This is a genomic window from Paraburkholderia sp., from assembly GCF_050742655.1.
GTDB lineage: Bacteria > Pseudomonadota > Gammaproteobacteria > Burkholderiales > Burkholderiaceae > Paraburkholderia.
Genome location: NZ_JBOIGG010000008.1, coordinates 210934 through 229922, shown reverse-complemented (window position 1 = coordinate 229922; position 18989 = coordinate 210934). Strand labels below are relative to the sequence as shown.

General features: G+C 64.1%; 18 protein-coding genes and 1 pseudogene. 14 read left to right on the top strand and 5 right to left on the bottom strand.

The genetic code is table 11. From position 1 onward, the window contains the following. Positions 1-44 precede the first annotated feature (44 nt). From ACREXZ_RS14095 to ACREXZ_RS14085, 3 genes are read left to right on the top strand one after another with little or no spacing between them, the layout of a single operon-like run. Entirely contained in the window at positions 45-1307 is a 1263-nt protein-coding gene (locus tag ACREXZ_RS14095) for an HlyD family secretion protein (RefSeq protein WP_431764699.1), read from the top strand. Positions 1308-1321: 14 nt separating this feature from the next. Then, positions 1322-3508: a peptidase domain-containing ABC transporter gene (locus tag ACREXZ_RS14090; protein WP_431764698.1), complete on the top strand. Its 2187-nt coding sequence runs from the start codon at positions 1322-1324 to the stop codon at positions 3506-3508. 6 nt (positions 3509-3514) lie between these two features. Beyond that, positions 3515-4954, top strand: a complete 1440-nt coding sequence (locus tag ACREXZ_RS14085; protein WP_431764697.1) for a TolC family protein — start codon at positions 3515-3517, stop codon at positions 4952-4954. A 120-nt stretch (positions 4955-5074) separates the two neighbouring features. Here the strand turns inward: ACREXZ_RS14085 and phnN are convergent, their stop codons facing one another. From phnN to phnF, 3 genes are read right to left on the bottom strand one after another with little or no spacing between them, the layout of a single operon-like run. Next, positions 5075-5668 (bottom strand): phosphonate metabolism protein/1,5-bisphosphokinase (PRPP-forming) PhnN, encoded by a 594-nt coding sequence (gene phnN, locus ACREXZ_RS14080; RefSeq protein WP_431764696.1) that lies wholly within the window; start codon positions 5666-5668, stop codon positions 5075-5077. Continuing rightward, a complete protein-coding gene (locus ACREXZ_RS14075) occupies positions 5665-6393 on the bottom strand; it encodes a DUF1045 domain-containing protein (protein WP_431764695.1) in 729 nt (242 codons plus the stop codon). The genes phnN and ACREXZ_RS14075 overlap by 4 nt, the downstream gene beginning before the upstream one ends. Next, a complete protein-coding gene (phnF, locus tag ACREXZ_RS14070) occupies positions 6390-7148 on the bottom strand; it encodes a phosphonate metabolism transcriptional regulator PhnF (protein ID WP_431764694.1) in 759 nt (252 codons plus the stop codon). Before phnF ends, ACREXZ_RS14075 begins: the two co-directional genes overlap by 4 nt. A gap of 198 nt (positions 7149-7346) precedes the next feature. Between phnF and phnG the strand changes: the two genes are divergently transcribed. The 9 genes from phnG (at position 7347) to ACREXZ_RS14025 (ending at position 15721) form a co-directional block, all read left to right on the top strand. Then, positions 7347-7835, top strand: a complete 489-nt coding sequence (gene phnG / locus ACREXZ_RS14065; protein ID WP_431764693.1) for a phosphonate C-P lyase system protein PhnG — start codon at positions 7347-7349, stop codon at positions 7833-7835. An 8-nt stretch (positions 7836-7843) separates the two neighbouring features. Then, positions 7844-8485: a phosphonate C-P lyase system protein PhnH gene (gene phnH / locus ACREXZ_RS14060; RefSeq protein WP_431764692.1), complete on the top strand. Its 642-nt coding sequence runs from the start codon at positions 7844-7846 to the stop codon at positions 8483-8485. Further along, entirely contained in the window at positions 8485-9639 is a 1155-nt protein-coding gene (locus ACREXZ_RS14055; RefSeq protein ID WP_431764691.1) for a carbon-phosphorus lyase complex subunit PhnI, read from the top strand. Before phnH ends, ACREXZ_RS14055 begins: the two co-directional genes overlap by 1 nt. Further along, positions 9636-10556, top strand: coding sequence for an alpha-D-ribose 1-methylphosphonate 5-phosphate C-P-lyase PhnJ (locus ACREXZ_RS14050; RefSeq protein ID WP_431764690.1), 921 nt, complete (start codon positions 9636-9638; stop codon positions 10554-10556). Before ACREXZ_RS14055 ends, ACREXZ_RS14050 begins: the two co-directional genes overlap by 4 nt. Beyond that, on the top strand, positions 10553-11323 hold the full coding sequence (gene phnK, locus ACREXZ_RS14045; RefSeq protein WP_431764689.1) for a phosphonate C-P lyase system protein PhnK: 771 nt from the start codon (positions 10553-10555) through the stop codon (positions 11321-11323). The genes ACREXZ_RS14050 and phnK overlap by 4 nt, the downstream gene beginning before the upstream one ends. 45 nt (positions 11324-11368) lie before the next feature. Further along, positions 11369-12133, top strand: coding sequence for a phosphonate C-P lyase system protein PhnL (gene phnL / locus ACREXZ_RS14040; RefSeq protein WP_431764688.1), 765 nt, complete (start codon positions 11369-11371; stop codon positions 12131-12133). A 56-nt stretch (positions 12134-12189) separates the two neighbouring features. Beyond that, positions 12190-13323 (top strand): alpha-D-ribose 1-methylphosphonate 5-triphosphate diphosphatase, encoded by a 1134-nt coding sequence (locus tag ACREXZ_RS14035; protein ID WP_431764687.1) that lies wholly within the window; start codon positions 12190-12192, stop codon positions 13321-13323. 255 nt (positions 13324-13578) lie between these two features. Continuing rightward, positions 13579-14361, top strand: a complete 783-nt coding sequence (locus ACREXZ_RS14030) for an ABC transporter substrate-binding protein (RefSeq protein ID WP_431764686.1) — start codon at positions 13579-13581, stop codon at positions 14359-14361. A gap of 244 nt (positions 14362-14605) precedes the next feature. Beyond that, positions 14606-15721 carry a succinylglutamate desuccinylase gene (locus ACREXZ_RS14025; RefSeq protein ID WP_431764685.1) on the top strand — a complete coding sequence of 372 codons (1116 nt, stop codon included), beginning with the start codon at positions 14606-14608 and terminating at the stop codon, positions 15719-15721. Positions 15722-16110: 389 nt separating this feature from the next. Here the strand turns inward: ACREXZ_RS14025 and ACREXZ_RS14020 are convergent. Further along, positions 16111-16248, bottom strand: a pseudogene (locus ACREXZ_RS14020) (metal ABC transporter substrate-binding protein); the annotation flags it as partial. A gap of 179 nt (positions 16249-16427) precedes the next feature. Between ACREXZ_RS14020 and ACREXZ_RS14015 the strand changes: the two are divergent. Beyond that, positions 16428-17582 (top strand): porin, encoded by a 1155-nt coding sequence (locus tag ACREXZ_RS14015; protein WP_431764684.1) that lies wholly within the window; start codon positions 16428-16430, stop codon positions 17580-17582. Positions 17583-17778: 196 nt separating this feature from the next. After that, positions 17779-18177 carry a DUF6232 family protein gene (locus ACREXZ_RS14010; protein WP_431764683.1) on the top strand — a complete coding sequence of 133 codons (399 nt, stop codon included), beginning with the start codon at positions 17779-17781 and terminating at the stop codon, positions 18175-18177. A 40-nt stretch (positions 18178-18217) separates the two neighbouring features. On the opposite strand, the gene ACREXZ_RS14005 is transcribed toward ACREXZ_RS14010, so the two are convergent. Then, complete coding sequence (locus ACREXZ_RS14005; RefSeq protein WP_431764682.1) at positions 18218-18922, bottom strand: fumarylacetoacetate hydrolase family protein; 705 nt, start codon at positions 18920-18922, stop codon at positions 18218-18220. Positions 18923-18989: the final 67 nt, after the last annotated feature.

Sequence of the window (18989 nt, the reverse complement as noted above, 5' to 3'; positions counted from 1 at the left end):
AGCCCCGTTCCGGGTTAATGCCAAGGCTTATCTGAGCATCAGCAGTGACCCTCCGAGATAAACTTTTTCGCGCTGAGGCTGAACAGGCGCAACGCGCGAGCATCCTCAGTGAGATCATCCTGGTCCGCCCACTATCGTTCGCGTTCGTGACGGCCGGGGCCGCCTGCATGGCGCTTGTAGTTATCCTGTTCTTCGTGTTCGGCGGCTACACACGGCGCACCACCGTGGAAGGCGTACTGACACCCGACGTCGGTCTCCTGAAGCTCTATGCGAGGGAGTCCGGCATCGTGCTAAGGAAGCATGTCGTCGAAGGCCAAAGCGTGACGCGCGGCCAGGTGCTCTACACAGTCTCCACTGACCTGCAAAGTGTGGGCGGTGGCCAAACGCAGGCCGCGCTCATCGACCGTGCACAGCGACGCAAGGAGTCGTTAAAGCAGGAAATCGGCAAGACACGATTGCTGCAAGGCGACGAACGCGACACGCTGCAGGCGAAGATTGCAAACCTGCACACAGCGCTCGCAGGCATTAATGATCAGATCGCTGCACAGCGTACACGCGTGTCGCTTGCGGCCGACGCAGCTGCGCGTTACGTCGGTCTGCTTGCCAAGGACTACATTTCGAGAGATCAGGCCCAGCAGCGCGAGGCCGATCTACTCGATCAGCAATCGAGACTCAACAGTCTGCAACGCGACCGTGCGACCACGGCGCAGTCACTCACGGAAGCTGTCAACGATCTCGCAGGACTCTCGCTCAGGCAGCAGAATCAGCTATCCCAGATCGGCCGCAGTGTGATCGAGGTCGACCAGAGCCTGATCGAGAGTGAAGCGAAGCGCGAACTTGCTATCAGTGCACCCGAAACCGGAATCGCGACCGCTGTCATCGCCGAGCCCGGGCAGATGATTGACACCGTGCATCCAGTCGCGAGCATCGTGCCAGTTGGCGCGCACTGGCAGGCGTACCTGTTCGTGCCAAGCGCTGCCGTTGGGTTCGTCCGAATCGGTGATCCGGTATTGATCCGCTATCAGGCGTACCCCTACCAGAAGTTCGGGCAGTACGCGGCCAGTGTTGCATCGATCGCCCGCACCGCCCTGTCCGGCGCAGAACTCGCGACGAGCGGAGGCCCCACCGATCGCAACGGCACGTTCTACAGGATCACGGTCTCGCTGAAATCACAGACCGTCACCGCCTACGGCAAGCCCCAGCCGTTGCAGGCCGGCATGGCGCTACAAGCCGACATCCTGCAGGAGCACCGCCGTCTGTACGAATGGGTGCTCGAACCCCTTTACAGCCTGACCGGCAAACTCTGACGCGGCATTCACCTATGTCTTTTCTGGATCGCCTTTCGCTCGGCATCGGCAGCAAGCTCCCGATGATCCTGCAGACTGAAGCCGCCGAATGCGGCCTTGCGTGTCTCGCGATGATTGCCGGTTTTTATGGGCATCACGCCGATCTGGCGACGCTGCGCGGCCGGTTTCCGATATCCCTGAAGGGGGTAAGCCTCGGTCGTGTCATCGAAATCGCACAACGCCTCGATCTTGGCACCCGTGCGCTGAAACTCGATCTCGACGACCTCAACCAGTTGCGTGTGCCATGCATCCTGCACTGGAACTTCAATCACTTCGTCGTATTACTCGGTGTAAACGGCAAGACCGCAACGATTCACGATCCCGCGCGGGGCGTCCGCAAGATGCCGCTCGACGAAGTGTCGCGTTCCTTCACCGGCGTTGCACTGGAGTTATGGCCAGTGAGCGCGTTTCAACAGCGCGAGGCGCCGCCCACCGTCAAGCTGCGTGCGCTCTTCGGACCGGTGTTCGGCCTGTCTCGCTCGCTAGGGCAGATCCTGTTGCTCGCCATTGCGCTCGAAGTGTTCGCGCTGGCGTCGCCGTTCTTCCTGCAATGGGTAATCGACGAGGTAATCGTCAGCGCCGATCGTGATCTGCTGACGGTGCTCGCGACTGGCTTCGGCCTGCTGTTGCTAATGCAGCAGGCGACAGGCGCGATGCGCACCTGGGCGTTGATGTACCTCGGCACCACGCTCAACATTCAATGGCGCGCCAATGTGTTCACGCACCTGCTGAGCTTGCCCGTGCAGTATTTCGAGCGCCGCCATCTTGGCGATGTCGTGTCGCGCTTCGGCGCGGTCGATACGATCCAGCAGACGCTCACGACGGCGTTCCTGAGCGCGGTGATCGACGGGTTAATGACCATCGTCACACTGGCGATGATGTTCGTCTACAGCTGGAAGCTGGCGCTGATCGCGCTCGTCACGATGCTGCTCTACGGTCTCTTGCGGCTGCTCTGGTACCGTCCGCTAAGGCGTGCGACGGAAGAGCAGATCATCCACGCCGCGAAGCAGCGGAGCCACTTCCTGGAAACGGTACGCGGCGTGAAGACGATCAAGCTGTTCAACCGTCAGGGCGAGCGGCGCTCTGGCTGGCTCACGCTGCTGGTCGAGCAGATCAACGCGAGCCTGCATGTACAAAAGATCCAGTTGCTGTACCAGCAGCTGAATGGTCTGCTGTTCGGCATCGAGGGACTGTTGATTATCTGGCTCGGTGCGAGGCTCGTGATGGACGGTCAGTTCACGGTTGGCGTGCTGATGGCATTCAATGCGTACAAGGGGCAGTTCGACAGCCGTGTCGGTAGCCTCATCGACAGGTTCTTCGAAGTCAAGATGCTGCAATTGCAAGGTGAACGTCTCGCCGACATTGTGTTCACGCAGACGGAACGTGACGCCAGCCTGCGCAACGTGCCGGGTGAAGCGGACAACCTCGTCGCAAGCATTGAGGCCGACCAGCTCGCTTTCCGTTACGCCGACGGGGAGCCGCCTGTGCTCGACGGTGTTTCGCTAAAAGTTGAAGCCGGCGAATCGGTCGCGATTATCGGGCCGTCGGGTTGTGGCAAGACGACGCTCATCAACGTGCTGCTCGGCGTGCTCGCTCCCTCAAGCGGAACGATCAGGATCGGCGGCATCGATATCAACCGGCTCGGGATTGACCGCCTCCGCTCGCTCGTCGGCACCGTCTTGCAGGACGACGTGCTTTTTGCGGGATCGATTGCCGACAACATCAGCTTCTTCGACCCTCAGGCCGATCAACATTGGGTCGCCGAATGTGCGCAGATCGCAGCAGTACATACTGACATCGTCGCGATGCCAATGGGTTACAACACCCTCGTCGGAGACATGGGCACGGTGCTCTCGGGTGGCCAGAAGCAACGGGTGCTGCTCGCGCGTGCGCTCTACAAGCGGCCAAAAATCCTTGTACTCGACGAGGCAACGAGCCATCTCGACGTGCACCGCGAGCAACAGGTGAACGCGGCAGTCGGCGCGCTGCGGATTACACGCCTGATCGTTGCGCATCGGCCAGAAACGATTGCGTCCGCGTCGCGAGTGATCCTGCTGAATGGCGGCAAGGTGGTGCTTGACCAACCAACGTCTGCGCTCCCTGCAGGCAAGGCCCCACCGCCACCTGTGGCATCCCACGGCCAGGCCATCGCGGGACGGTGACACGCGATGGCTAAAGCATTCCTTGTCGTGACTGCGTATGCAACCGCGTTGCTCACTTCGCAGACCGTCGAAGCGCAATGGTTCGACGTCTACGGGACTCACAAACTCGCCTCCGACTCGCCCGCCGCACCGTTGTTGAAGAATGCTTCGTGCCAGCCGGAAATCGTTGATCGTCCGGTCGAACTGGAGGACGCAATCCTCCAGGCGATCTGTGCGAATCCCCGGGCCCAGCAGGCATGGGCAAATGCTCGCGCGCAGGCAGCCGCCGTTGGCATCGGTGAAGCCGCATACCTCCCGACGCTGAATGCAACGGCTGGCATCGAACGTGACACGCAATCGACTACGTATGACGGCAGTAGATTCGGCGTGGATTCACCTGGAAGTTCGCAGAACTCGTCTAGCAGGTACGGAATGCTGAACCTGAGCTGGGTGCTGTTCGATTTCGGCAAGCGCAGCGCCGCACTTCGGCAGGCACGGCAACTCCTTGCCGCCGCCAATGCGTCTCAGGACGATACGCTGCAAACCGTGTTCTTCACGGCGGCGCAGGCTTATTACGCTGTTCGCGATGCCCAGGCCTCAGTCGATGCCGCACGGAAGACAGAAGACATCACGAAGGAAAGCCTCACGGAAGCCAGTGCGAAACACGACGCGGGTGCGGGCACACTGAGCGATCAGGTGCAGGCACAGACAGCCTGGCGACGTGCGCTGCTCGACCGCGTGAACGCCGAGGGAGAGGCACGCACGGCGGCCGGTGCACTAGCAGTTGCGATGGGGCTGGACGCGAATGCACCGGTCCGGATCGCCACGTCCGAGCCGCTCATGGATCGAGGCGAATTCGTGGAGGGTGTCGATCAACTTGTCGAAGATGCGAAAGCACGGCAGCCGAAACTGGTTTCCGCCCGTGCGAGACTGGATGCAGCGCGAGCGAATATCGACGCGACACGGGCACAGGGACGCCCGACGATTTCACTCGTGGGCAGCCTGACCCAGAACAATCCGTCGTACCAGCAGCAGCCGCAATCGATCCCGATCACCGCGAGTCGCGGCAGCACGATAGGCATTCAGGTGACGATTCCGCTATTCGATGGCTTCGCGTCCAGCTATCGTGCCGCACAGGCACAGGCTCAGGCTGATGCGCAGGAAGCCGATCTGCGGAACACCGAGCTGCAGGTGTCGCTCGACGTATGGACGAGCTACCAGAGCCTTCAGGCGGACACGGCAAATCTGGACAATTCCAAGGCGCTACTCGCCGATGCACAACGCTTGATTGATATAGCGCGCGGCCGCTATAAGGCGGGGGTTGGTACCTTCACTGAACTGCTGAACGCCCAGACCGCGCTGACTGATGCGCAGAAGCAACGTGTGCTAGCGATCTCCAAGTGGCGCACTGCGCGGCTCAAGCTCGCGGCGAGTCTGGGGAATCTAGGATTGTGGAAGGAAAATTGATGCTGCCAAGCGTCGCCTACCCGCCAGATGCTGCCCTGTGTGGACGCTATGCGAACGTTTGCGTGCGAAAGAGTTCCGGGTACCATGCGGTCTCGTCGAGTTTGGCGGCGGCTTATCGAGCTAAATGTGGTGGTTGCTACCGCTCACACCGGCTACGCCCATCGCGCTCTCCAACGTGCCACACAGTGCTCCAACAAACACATTGCCGGCCACTTCGAGCGTGCCGGAGTTGTCGATTGTTGTCAGCCGCGCGCCTTCCGGTAGCGCGAACGGCGCTTCGCGTACGAGGCGCGCGGCGATCTCCGCTGCGGTTTCGCGTGCACGAGCGCCGAGCCGCGCCGCGAGAATGTGGGGTGCCGCGGTCACGTGCACGACTTCCGTGTGCGGATAGCGCGCGAGCACGTGTGGCAGGTGCTGCCGCGACCCGTTAACGACCATCGTGCAGCCCAGCGCGAGCCATGCATCGAGTTCGATGCCGATCCCGTAGCGCAGCGCATGACTCGACCATTCGAGCGCAAACAGGCCGAGCGTCGAGCGAGCGTCGAACTCGGCCATCGACAACGCGATGTGATTTTCGCCGCTACCGACAGGTCGCGTGATGTAGCGATGTGCGAACAGCACGGGCTCGCCGGCAAGACGTTCGCGCGCAAAACCGAGCAGCGCGTCCTTGCCCGCGCCCGACGGCCCCATGACTACGATCAAGCGACCCTTCATTGATTGGCCCCTGCGAACGCCAGCCGCTGCCACAGCACGAACGGCGCACCGGGCTCGGGCTCGACGAACAGCGCGGCCCCGTTCACCAGCAACGCCCCGAGCGCCGGCACGCGCGCACGCCACCACGCGAGCAGCGTGTCGCGTTCGTGCGCGTCGTCGAGGGAATTCGACAGCGTCATGTGAAAGCGGAATTCGTCGAACACGTACGGATAGCCCCATTCGACGAGCAGTGCGCGTTGCCGTTCGGTCAACGGCGCTTCGAGACGTCGTGCGAGATCGGCTGCGGATGGCGCGGCACGCAACGCGTTGCAGGCCCGCAGCGCGCTCGACGCAAGTTCGCGCATTGCGGTGTCGGCCGCTGGCGTCGCGGGCCGCAACGCGATGAAACGACCCAACTGCGCCGCATCGACCGGTAGCGCGAACGCATCGCAACTACGCGCCCAGCGTTGCGCGACCGCCAGCACGTCCTGCTGCGTCACGCCGTCGGCGGGACGGAACGGCGGCACCAGTGTGCCGTGCCAGCCATAGCGACGCGGTGCCTGCGTCAGTTCCGCAAGCGGACGCGTGAGGCCATCGGGCTGCGGCGCCACGCAAGCCACGTCGCGCTCCGCATCGCGGCCGAGCCACTCGCTGCCGGCCTGCCACCACACGGATGCCGAAGGCGGCGCGTAATACAGCGCGAAGCGGGCCGTCGCCGGCCACGCCATTTCGACTGCTGCGCTCATACGTCGTGCTCGACCATCAGTTGCACGCGGTCCGCGGCGAAATGCGTGAAGCCGTATTTGATCGGCGTGCCCTCGAGATCGACGTCGACGTTCTCGACCCACAGCACCGGCTGCTGCCGGTTGATGTTCAGACGGCGCGCGACTTCCGCATCGGGCAACACGCTGCCGATACGGCTCCACTTACGCAAGTAATCCGCGACACCGAGTTCGGCCATCGCCTTCGTGATGCCGCCCGTGCGTTCGAGCACTTCCGGCAGGTTCGCGAAACGCACCGCGGGGTACCAGTTGCGCGCATACGTGAGCGGCACGCCGTCCGATTCGTGCAGCGTCTCGATGCGAAACACTGGCGCCCCTGCACGCAACCCGAGCGCTTTCGCGACGCCCGGCTCCGCCTTCATACGCGACGACGACAGCATCATTCCCGCAGCCGCGTGATGCTGCTGACGCAGGTTTTCGGTGAAGCGCGTGCGGCGTCCGATCGTGTAATCGATCGCGCCCGGCTGCACGAACGTGCCGCGTCCCTGCTCGACACTGACGAGCCCGAGTGCCGCGAGCCCGAGCATCGCGCGACGTACCGTGTGCCGGTTGACGTCGAAGCGTTTTGCCAGCTCCCCTTCGCTCGGCAGCCGTCCATCCTCGCCGAATCCGCTCGCTGCGATCTCAGCCGCGAGGATCTGTTCGATCTGCCGCCATACGGCTACGCCGCCGCCTCGTTCGACCGTCGTGCCAGGGGTTGCGCCGTCGTTCGATGTCATGGTGTTGTCATTCCCTTCGGTTCAAATATCGTTGGACGCATTGTAGTGCGCAGGCCGTGATGAAATGATGAAACGACACATGCGCAACAGACGCAAGTATTTTATCTCTAAACGTCTAGACGTTTAGATGAATAGATGGTCAAATGACTGGACGGATCGACGTCCGCAGCGACGTTACCGATTCAACAGGAATCTTCGATGAGTCTCTCTTCTTCCGCGTCTCCCTCTTCTTCTGCTGAACGGCGTGCCTGGATGGCGGTATTCGCCCGTACGCCGCGCGCCGAACTCGAAGCGGCGCTGCAGCGCGCGCTGGGCGACACCGCGGCACCGGCGTTCGACTGGCTGCGGCCGCCTGAAACCGGGCTCGCGATGGTGCGCGGCCGGGTCGGTGGCAGTGGCGATCCGTTCAATCTCGGCGAAGCCACCGTCACGCGCGCCACGCTGCGGCTGCGTGAACCGGAAGGCCGCGCGCCGGTCGGCGTTGCGTGTCATCTGGGACGCGACCGGCGCCGCGCGGAACTGGCCGCGCTCGCCGATGCGCTACTGCAATTGCCCGAGCATCATGCGCGGCTGCATACGCAACTGGTCGAACCGCTCGCGGCGCAGATCGTCGCCGCGCGCGCCGCACGACACGACGACACCGCGTCCACGCGGGTCGAATTCTTCACGATGGTTCGGGGCGACTGATGACTTTCATGCAAAACGATACGCAGAACGACACGCAGATCGCGCTCTCCACGTTGACGCCCGGCTTCACCGATCCGGTGCACGACACGCAGGCGGTGTTTCGCACGCTGCTCGACGTGTTGTCGCGTCCCGGCACGGTCGGCACGATCGATAATGTGCTGCCGGCTGCGCGCGCATCGGGCACGCATCGCGCACGCGCCGATCTCGCCGCCTTCGCCGCGCTGCTCGCGCTGTGCGACTACACGACGCCCGTCTGGCTCGCGCAGCCCGACACCGCGCTTGCATCCGCGCTGCGCTTTCATACGGGTGCACCGATCGTCGACGAGCCGCATGAAGCGTCGTTCGCGTATGTGCACGATGCGCAGACGTTACCGTCGCTCGCGAGCTTTCCGCTCGGTGAGCCGGAACAGCCTGAGCATTCGGTGACGCTGCTGGTACGCGTCGACGCGCTCGCCGGCGGCACGCCGGTCGTGCTGCGCGGTCCTGGCATCGAAACGACGAAAACCATCGCGCCGCTCGGCCTGCCCGCGCACTTCTGGGAAGAGCGCACCGCGCTCGCGCCGCTCTTTCCGTGCGGTATCGACTGCTATCTGGTGTGCGGCGACGCTGTGGTCGGCCTGCCGCGCACGACCCGTGTGGAGACGAACTGATGTACGTAGCCGTCAAAGGAGGCGAACGCGCGATCGAAGCATCGTGGCGTTTGCTCGACAAGGCCCGCCGCGGCGACACGCGGTTTGCCGAACTGAGCGTCGCGCAGATTCGCGAGCAGTTGCGACTCGCGGTCGCGCGCGTGATGACCGAAGGGTCCGTGTACGACGAAGACCTGGCTGCGCTCGCGATCAAGCAGGCAGCCGGCGACCTCGTCGAAGCAATCTTTTTGCTGCGCGCGTATCGCACGACGTTGCCGCGTTTCGGCTATACGTGTGCGCTCGAATCGGAACGCATGCACATCGAGCGGCGCATCTCCGCGACGTTCAAGGACTTGCCCGGCGGCCAGCTGCTCGGCGCGACCTACGATTACACGCAGCGTCTGCTCGACTTCGCGCTGCTCGCGGAAAGCGATGCGTCTGAAGACGAAAACACAACCCATGCCGTACGCACCCCTGCACCGCACGAATCGCACGAACCGGTGCCGCGCGTCGTCGCGCTGCTCGATCGCGAAGGGCTGATCGAACAGGAAACGTCTTCGCCGGATGCGCCGGAGCCCGCCGACCTGTCGCGCGAACCGCTCGCGTTTCCGGCGAGCCGCGCGACGCGCCTGCAGAATCTCGCGCGTGGCGACGAAGGCTTCCTGCTCGCGATGGGCTACGCGACGCAGCGTGGCTACGCGCATTCGCATCCGTTCGCGGGCGAGATCCGCTTCGGTTCGGTGGCGGTCGAGATGGAACTCGACGAACTCGGCGAGACCGTCGAGATCGGCGACATCGACATCACCGAATGCCAGATGATCAACCAGTTCGCCGGCAGTACCGACGTGCCGCCGACCTTTACGCAAGGCTACGGCCTCGCATTCGGTCATTCAGAGCGCAAGGCGATGGCGATGGCACTGGTCGATCGCGCGCTGCGCGCCGAAGAGCTTGGCGAGACCCTCGCTTCGCCAACGCAGGACGTCGAATTCATGTTGTCGCACAGCGATAACGTCGAGGCGTCGGGCTTCGTTCAGCATCTGAAGCTGCCGCACTACGTCGACTTCCAGTCGGAACTCGAACTCGTGCGTCGCCTGCGTGCGCAGCACGCTGCACGTTCTGAACATTCAGCAAGCACCGACAGCAACGACCCGCTCGACGAGGAGCAAGCCGCATGAGCGCGACCCCTCTCACCGCCCAGGCCAGCGAGTACAACCGCCCCGCCGAAGGCTACAACTTCGCGTATCTCGACGAACAGACGAAGCGCATGCTCCGCCGCGCGCTGCTGAAGGCTGTCGCGGTACCTGGCTATCAGGTGCCGTTCGCGTCGCGCGAAATGCCGCTGCCGTTCGGCTGGGGCACCGGCGGCATCCAGGTGACCGCCGCGATCATCGGTCGCGACGACACGCTGAAGGTGATCGACCAGGGCTCCGACGAAACCACCAACGCGGTGAACATCCGCCGTTTCTTCGCGCGCACGACAGGCGTCGCGACGACGCAGCGCACCGCCGACGCGACGATCATCCAGACCCGCCACCGGATTCCCGAAACACCGCTGACCGGGCAGCAGATCCTCGTCTATCAGGTGCCGATGCCCGAGCCGCTATACCGGCTGGAGCCGCGCGTCGCCGAATGCCGCAAGCTGCATGCGCTCGCCGATTACGGGCTCATCAGCGTGAAGCTCTACGAGGACATCGTGCATCACGGCAGCATCGCGACGACCTACGATTACCCGGTGATCGTCAACAGCCGCTACCTCGCGTCGCCGTCGCCGATTCCGAAATTCGACAACCCGAAGATGCACATGAACCCCGCGCTGCAGCTGTTCGGTGCGGGCCGCGAGCGACGCATCCACGCGATTCCGCCGTACACGCCAGTGCGCAGTCTCGACTTCGACGACCATCCGTTCGAAATTCAGCGCTGGGATCATGCATGCGCACTGTGCGGATCGAAGGAAAGTTTTCTCGACGAGATGATCGTCGACGATGCGGGCAGCCGGATGTTCGTCTGCTCGGACAGCGACTACTGCCGGCAACGCCGCGACGAGCAGGACAACGCGCACGAAGAAACGCACAACGAAGGAGCCGACGCATGACCCCGCTGCTGAGTGCCCGCGGCATCACCAAACGCTACGGCGGCCGCACCGCCTGCGCGAACGTCGGCTTCGACCTGTACCCCGGCGAGGTGCTGTGCATCGTCGGCGAATCGGGTTCGGGCAAGACGACGCTGCTGAACACGCTTGCGCTGCGCACGCCGGTCGACGGCGGCACGCTGCACTACACTGCGGCGCACGGCGACAGCATCGATCTGTTCGCGCTGTCCGAACCACGCCGCCGTCTGCTGATGCGCACCGAGTGGGGTTTCGTGCAGCAGAATCCGCGCGACGGATTGCGCAACGGCGTGTCGGCCGGCGCGAACATCGGCGAGCCTCTGATGGCGGTCGGCGCGCGCCACTACGGTCGCATCCGAGACACCGCGACGCAGTGGATGCAGCGCGTCGAACTCGACGCCACCCGCATCGACGAACTGCCCGCTGCGTTCTCGGGCGGCATGCAGCAGCGTCTGCAGATCGCGCGCAATCTGGTCACCGGTCCGCGGCTCGTCTTCATGGACGAACCCACTGCGGGACTCGACGTGTCGGTGCAGGCCCGGCTGCTCGATCTGCTGCGCACGCTCACGGCGACGCTGCATCTGTCGGTGCTGATCGTCACGCACGACATCGGCGTCGCGCGGCTGCTCGCGCATCGACTGATGGTGATGCAAGGCGGCGAGGTGGTCGAGGCCGGTCTCACCGACCAGGTGCTCGACGATCCGCAGCATCCGTACACGCAAACGCTGGTGTCGTCGGTCCTGCCGGTCTGACACCGGTCTCACGCTAGCCGAACGAATCCGCTTCGAGGTCAAGTCATGTCATCCATCGAATTGCGCAGCCATGCGCGCGCCTTCGCCGACAACGCCGCGCTGATGCTGCGCGCGGTCGACGTCGCGAAGACGTTCACGCTGCACGGCCAGGGCGGCGTACGGATCGACGCGCTCTCCGGCGTGTCGCTCGACGTCGCGCGCGGCGAATGCGTCGTGCTCGTCGGGCCGTCGGGCGCGGGCAAGAGCACGCTGCTGCGCTGCCTGTACGGCAACTATCTGGCGAGCCGCGGCTCGATCGCGATCCGCGACGATGCGCAGTCCGCGCAGCACATCGCGATCACGTCCGCGCAGCCGCACGACGTGCTGCATCTGCGCCGCACGGTCGTTGGCTACGTGAGCCAGTTCCTGCGCGTGATTCCGCGCGTGCCGACGCTCGCGCTCGTCGCCGAGCCGCTGATTTCGCGCGGCGTCGCGCAGGACGAAGCCGAGGCGCGCGCCGAGGCTTTGCTCGCGCGGCTAAACGTGCCGCGCCGGTTGTGGTCGCTCGCACCCGCGACGTTTTCCGGCGGCGAACAGCAGCGCGTGAACATCGCGCGTGGACTGATCGCCGGCCAGCCGGTGCTGCTGCTCGACGAACCGACCGCATCGCTCGATGCTGAAAACCGCGCTATCGTGGCTGGATTGATCGTCGATGCGCGCGAACGCGGCGCGGCGATCGTCGGCATCTTCCACGACGAGGACACGCGCGCGCAGGTCGCGACGCGCCGCCTCGAACTCGCGCCGCCGCAACGCGACGTCGCGCTGCATTGAACATTGAATTCGCCTGCGAATTTGCCTGCGAATTTGCCTGACTACGGAGCCTGTCGATGTTGATCAAGAACGCTCGCATCGTGACGCGAGATGAAGTTTTCACGGGCACGCTACGCATCGAAGACGGCGCGATCCGCGACGTCGAACGCGGCAGCACGTCCGCACGCGAAGCCGAAGACTGGAACGGCGACTATCTGCTGCCCGGCCTCATCGAGCTGCATACCGACAACCTCGAGAAGCACCTCGCGCCGCGGCCCGGCGTGTTCTGGAATACCGACGCCGCATTCGTGATCCACGATGCGCAGGTCGCGGCGGCCGGCATCACGACCGTGTTCGACGCGCTCGCGATCGGTTCGCGCGCGACGGTCGGCATTCGCGGCCGTGACATCCAGACGAAGTGCGCGGAGGCGCTCGAACGCTTCTCGGTACGCGGCCTGCTGCGCGCCGAACACTTTCTGCATCTGCGCTGCGAGATCGCGACTGCCGACGTCGTCGAGGTGTTCGATTCGCTGTGCGGCCATCCGCTGCTGCGGCTTGCGTCGGTGATGGATCACACGCCGGGGCAACGGCAGTGGCATGACCGCGACCAGTGGCGCCGCTTCCAGGAGCGGCACGGCAAGTGGACCGACGAACAGGCGAGCATGATGCTCACCGAACTCGAAAGCGAACAGCAACGCTTCGCCGATGCGCACCGTCGCGAGATCGTCGCGCGCTGTGCGACGCTCGGCGTGCCGGTCGCGAGTCACGACGACACGCTCGTCGAGCACGTCGAACAGGCCGCCGCCGAAGGCATCGTGCTGGCCGAATTCCCGACCACGCGGGTCGCTGCCGAAGCGGCGCACGCACACGGCATCTCGACTGTGATGGGTGCGCCGAACATCGTGCGCGGCGGCTCGCATTCGGGCAACGTGTCCGCGCTCGATCTCGCGCAGGCCGGGCTGCTCGACATCCTGTCGTCGGATTACGTGCCGTCGAGCCTGCTCACCGCCGCATTCGAACTCGTCGACAAGGCGGGCTGGAGTCTGCCGCGCGCGGTCGCGACGGTTTCCGCCGAACCGGCGCGCACCGCGGGTCTGCACGATCGCGGCGCGATCGTGCCGGGCCTGCGCGCGGACTTCGTGCGCGTGACGATGCTCGACGCATTGCCGGTGCCGCGTGCGACGTATAGGGCGGGTCTGCGGATCGTCTGACGCGGGTTACACGGGTTACGCGGGCCTTTCAGCGCAGCCGGCCCGCCGCTGCGCTGCACCATGCGGTTTAGAAGTGCAACTCCTCGACCATCCGGTGTTTCACTGACTCCGGGATCTTTTTGAACTGGTAAGCTTGGCGCGCGCTGCTGGCCGCCGGCCGGCAGCCCTGATCAGGCCCGGTCGTAGCACCTGGCCATGTCGCGCGGCGGCACAACCGCTGGCGCGGCCACACGAACCACTCGAGGAGTAAAAACAGTGAAAAAACTGCTAGCGGTTTTGACGGTTGCCCTGCTTGCCACCGTCTCGATCGGTGCGCATGCGAAGGACTGGACCACCATCCGTTTCGGCGTCGACGCCAGCTACCCGCCGTTCGAATCGAAGGGCGCCGATGGCAAGCTCGTGGGCTTCGACATCGACCTCGGCAATGAAATCTGCAAGCGTGTGAAGGCCAAGTGCGTGTGGGTCGAAAACGACTTCGACGGCATGATCCCCGCGCTGAAGGCGAAGAAGTTCGACGGCGTACTGTCGTCGATGTCGATGACGCCGCAACGCGCCGAACAGATCGCGTTCTCGTCGAAGCTGTTCAACACGCCGACGCGCCTCGTCGCGAAGAAGGGTTCGGGCATCCTGCCGACGGCCGATTCGCTGAAGGGCAAGTCGGTTGGCGTTGAACAGGGCACCATCCAGGAAACCTACGCGAAGGCGTACTGGGAACCGAAGGGCGCGAAGGTCGTGCCGTACCAGAACCAGGATCAGGTCTACGCCGACTTGCTGTCGGGTCGACTCGACGCAACGCTGCAGGATGCGGTTCAGGCCGATATCGGCTTCCTGAAGACGCCGCGCGGCGCCGGCTATGAATTCGTCGGCAAGGACCTCGACGATCCGAAGACGCTCGGCGACGGCGCAGGCGTCGGCATGCGCAAGGAAGACACGGATCTGAAGGCCGAGATCGACAAGGCTATCGCCGGCATGATCAAGGACGGTACGTACAAGAAGATCGAGAAGAAGTATTTCGCCTTCGACGTGTACGGCGGCTAATGTACGTTTGATGCCTTCGTGCGGCGGCGGTCTCCCGCGCCGCGCGGGCACGAATCACGGGCTCCGCCACACGCGGGGCCCGTTTTGTTTGGGGCACCCCCGCGCGCCAATCCGCGCCGGATCGGCTAAGATCGATCCGTTACGTTTCCGGCAGTGCGGCACGATGCGCCGCGCGCCGTCCGATTTTTGTCACTGCTGATTCGCGGCCCGTCGTTCAGGCGCCGCGCCCCTCGCACCCGATACCATGCAAACCCACCACCATCCGCTGATTTCCCCGACGCTCGGCACCGCACGCCAACTGACGAGTTTCCACTACGGCCCCGGCGGCGGGCAGAAGGTCTACATCCAGTCGTCCCTGCATGCCGATGAACTGCCAGGCATGCTGGTCTCGTGGGCACTGCGGCGCAAGCTCGCCGCACTCGAGGCCGCAGGCAAACTGCGCGGCGAAGTGATCGTCGTGCCGGTGTCGAATCCGATCGGGCTGAACCAGCACTTTCTCGGTCATCTCACTGGCCGCTTCGAATCGAACACCGCGCAGAACTTCAACCGGAATTTCTACGATCTGTCGGCGCTCGTGCAACCGGTGATCGAAGGTCGCCTCACCGGCGACATCGACGCGAACCGCGTTGCGATCCGCGCCGCGATGCGCGAAGCGCTCGACGCGCAAAAGCCCGTCACCGAAATCGAATCGCAGCGCCTCGCGCTGCAGCGTCTGTCGTATGACGCGGACGTCGTGCTCGATCTGCATTGCGACTGGGATGCGGCGATGCATATCTACACGAACCCGGAGCTGTGGCCCGACGTCGAACCGCTGTCGCGCTACCTCGAAGCGAAGGCGTCACTGCTCGCGCTGAACTCGGTCGGCAATCCGTTCGACGAGATTCACAGCTTCTGCTGGTCCGATCTGCGCAACCGCTTCGGCAGCCGTTTCCCGATTCCGAACGGCTCGATCTCGGTGACGGTGGAACTGCGCAGCCAGCACGAAGTGTCGTACCCGCTCGCCGAGCATGACGCGCAGGCGATCGTCGAGTACCTGACGCATCGCGGCGTGATCGACGGTACGCCGGCACCGCCGCCGCCGCTCGAATTCCCCGCGACGCCGCTTGCGGGCACCGAGCCGATCGTCGCGCCGGTCAGCGGCGTGCTGGTGTTCCGTGCGGAAGTCGGGAGCCGCGTCGAGCCGGGTACGCCGATCGCCGACATCGTCGATCCGCTGACGGACACCGTCGTCACGCTGCAGAGCACGGTCGCCGGCGTCATGTACGCGCGGCACATCACGCGCTTCGCGATCGCCGGCATGGAAGTCGCGCGTATTGCCGGAGAGAAGGCGTTTCGGACGGGCTCGCTGCTGTCGCAGTAGATCGGCGTCAATCCGCAAACAAGAGCCGCGCTGAAACTCTCTAGCCGTTCCACAAGTAAGCGCGGCGCCGGCTCCGGCAGCCACGACACGGACAGCAATTCCGGGCCTGCAGGAAACACTGGATACCCCGGCCCCCCGGCCGGTGTTGCCCTGCGTGCGCAACGAATATCCGCCCTTTAAGTCGCGCCAGGCTATCTCCGAAGACCTGCTGCGGCTTGCAGCACACCCGGACTTCGTCTCAGAGACGGCTCGCCTCAACGGCAATTTATCCACCATTAAGTTATTGAACCATAAAGGTTTTCTGTATATTTTCTGAAAACCTGGATTTGTGCCGAACAGCACATGCTTGAGCGGCTTTTTGTTTTTGCTCCGACGAAGCCTGGGCGTAGTCAGAACGCCGGCACAATCACGCCTTTGAACCGTGTGTCGATGTACTTGCGCACATCGTCCGACTCATATGTTGCGACGAGCTTCTTCACCCACGGCTTGTCGCGATCAACGGCGCGGCGCGCCCCAGCATAGGTGCCCCCGCGCGTGCAACATCCGGCTGTTTTGCGCCAGCCCTTGTCGCGCCTGCGCGACATCTACCGGCAATAACTTACCTGTCACATTCCTTTCGCTGGTTTTCCCTTACATTTGCGGCCAATCGTAAGACCTCGCCTCAGAGCGCGGCTCCGCGATTGCTTCTTTTCTAACGGAGAATGCCTTGAACAAGAAAGTATTGACCACCGCCCTCCTCGCAACCATCGCGGGGACCGCCCATGCGCAGAGCAGCGTCACGCTGTACGGCCTGATCGACGCGGGTATCAGCTACGTGAACAACGCGAAGTCCGGCAACACCCATGACAAGCTCGTCAAGTTCGACGACGGCGTCGCCCAGGGCAGCCGTTGGGGCCTGCGTGGCACCGAAGATCTGGGCGGCGGCCTGAAAGCGATTTTCGTGCTCGAGAACGGCTTCAACGTCGGTAACGGTACGGCTGGCCAGGGTGGCGCGATGTTCGGCCGCCAGGCGTACGTCGGCCTGTCGAAGGACGGCATCGGCTCGTTCACGTTCGGTCGCCAGTACTCGTTCTCGACCGACTACCTCGGCGGCAACTACTCGACCGGCGGCAACACGGTCGCAGGCAACTACGCGTACCACATCAACGACGTCGACCAGCTGACGTCGAGCCGCATCAACAACGCCGTCAAGTTCAGCAGCGCGAACTTCTCGGGCTTCACGTTCGGTGCGTTGTATGGCTTCTCGAACCAGGCCGGCGCATTCGCAGGCGCACCGACGGTAGGCACGACGACCGGTTCGTCGCGCGCCTACAGCTTCGGCGTGAACTACGCGAACGGCCCGATCGGCATCGGTGCAGCGTACACGGACATCCGCTTCCCGGGTCTCGCTTCGCCGTCGTTCTCGACCACGGTCTCGAACATCACCACCGGCACGATCCGCGATCTGCGCACGTTCGGCCTCGGCGGCCGCTACCTGATCGGACCGGCAACGCTGTGGGCGCTGTGGACCAACACGCGTTTCGCTCCGATCACGGGCGGCGCGACGACGTTCAACGCGTACGAAGCCGGTGCCAAGTACGCGATCACGCCGGCACTGACGGGTGGCCTCGGCTACACGTACATGCGCCTGTCGGGCGCGAACCACGGCCACTTCAACCAGGTCGACGCGAGCATCGACTACGCGCTCAGCAAGCGTACCGATGTCTACGTTCTTGGTATCTACCAGGGTGCATCGGGTCGCAACGGCGGCCAGGATCTGCAAGCGCAGATCGGTTCGAGCCCGACCTCGTACTTCGGTACGTCGGGCCCGGGCGCGGACAATCAGGTTGCTGCGCGCGTTGGTATTCGCCACAAGTTCTAAGCATTGCCGCGAGGTTTTCCGCTTGCGGGAAGTCATCAGCTGTAGAAAAACGCCCTTCGGGGCGTTTTTCTTTTGGTGCTGCCCGATGTATGCGTGAGCGTGTGCCCATCGATGCGGCGGCGTGCCGCTTTCGGGCCGAGGGCCGCATCTGGTACGCTGCGGCCTTTACACATTCAGATAGTCAGTCTGCGAAGCAATGGAAATTCCGTTCAACGAGCGTGGCGTGTCGGTCACGCGCAATGCGCTGTCCGCCGCCGGCCAGGTGTTCCCGCTGCGCGACATCCGCGCGCTGCGCGTCGTCACCGTACAGAAGAACAAGGTCGTGCCGGTCGGCATCTCGCTTGCGGGGCTCGTCGGTGCGATTGTCGGCGGCGTGCTCGGCTCGGGCGCGGGATTCGTGTGCGGCGTGATGCTGGCTGTCGTCGGCTACCTTGCGTGGCTCACGCAGGACGTTACGCACCGTCTGATCCTCGAAAGCGGCGACAGCGAGCGCGAAGCAGTGTCGAGCCTCGAGCTTGCATTCGTCGAGAGAGTCGAGCAGGCAGTGCGTGCGGCGATGTCGCCGGCAGAACCGGCGACGGCCGCAAAGGACTGATTGACGCGCGCCGTCGCGATTAGCTTCGGCGCGCAATGCGTCATGCGTTACGCGCGGCGCCGATCTTGAACTCGAATTCACCGATGCCTTCGAGACCGCCCTGCACCGTGTCGTCGGGTTGCAGTGCAGCGACGCCAGCGGGCGTGCCGCTGAAGATCAGATCGCCGGGCTTCAGCGTCACCGATTCCGACACGTAGCGGATGATGTCCGCGACCGGCCAGATCAGCTGGCTCAAATCGCCCTGCTGACGCAGCGTGCCATTCACCGACAGCCAGATCCGGCCCGCCTGGAGATGTCCGACGGCAGACGCCGGATGCAGCGGCGTCACCGGCGCCGACGCATCGAAGCCCTTACCCCAGTCCCACGGACGACCCGTTTTCTTCGCTTCGCCCTGCAGATCGCGGCGCGTCAGATCGACGCCCAGGCCGTAGCCCCACACCAGATCGAGCGCGTCGCTGGCCGCGACGTTCGTGCCTTCCTTGCCGATCGCGATGACCATCTCGATCTCGTGATGCAGATCGCGCGTCAGCGGCGGGTACGGAATCGTGCCGGCGGCGGGCACCACCGCGTCGGTCGGTTTCTGGAAAAAGAACGGCGGCTCGCGGTCGGGGTTGCCGCCCATCTCGAGCGCGTGGTCCGCGTAATTGCGGCCGACGCAGAACACCCGGCGAACCGGGAAACGCGCATCCGATCCGGCAATGGCGACGGACGTGACGGCGGGGGCGGGAATGACGAACTGGACCATGTGGGGCTCCGTGCGAAGGTTGTGATCGACAGAGCTGGACGATATCGCTGGAGTGGCTGGTTGGCCT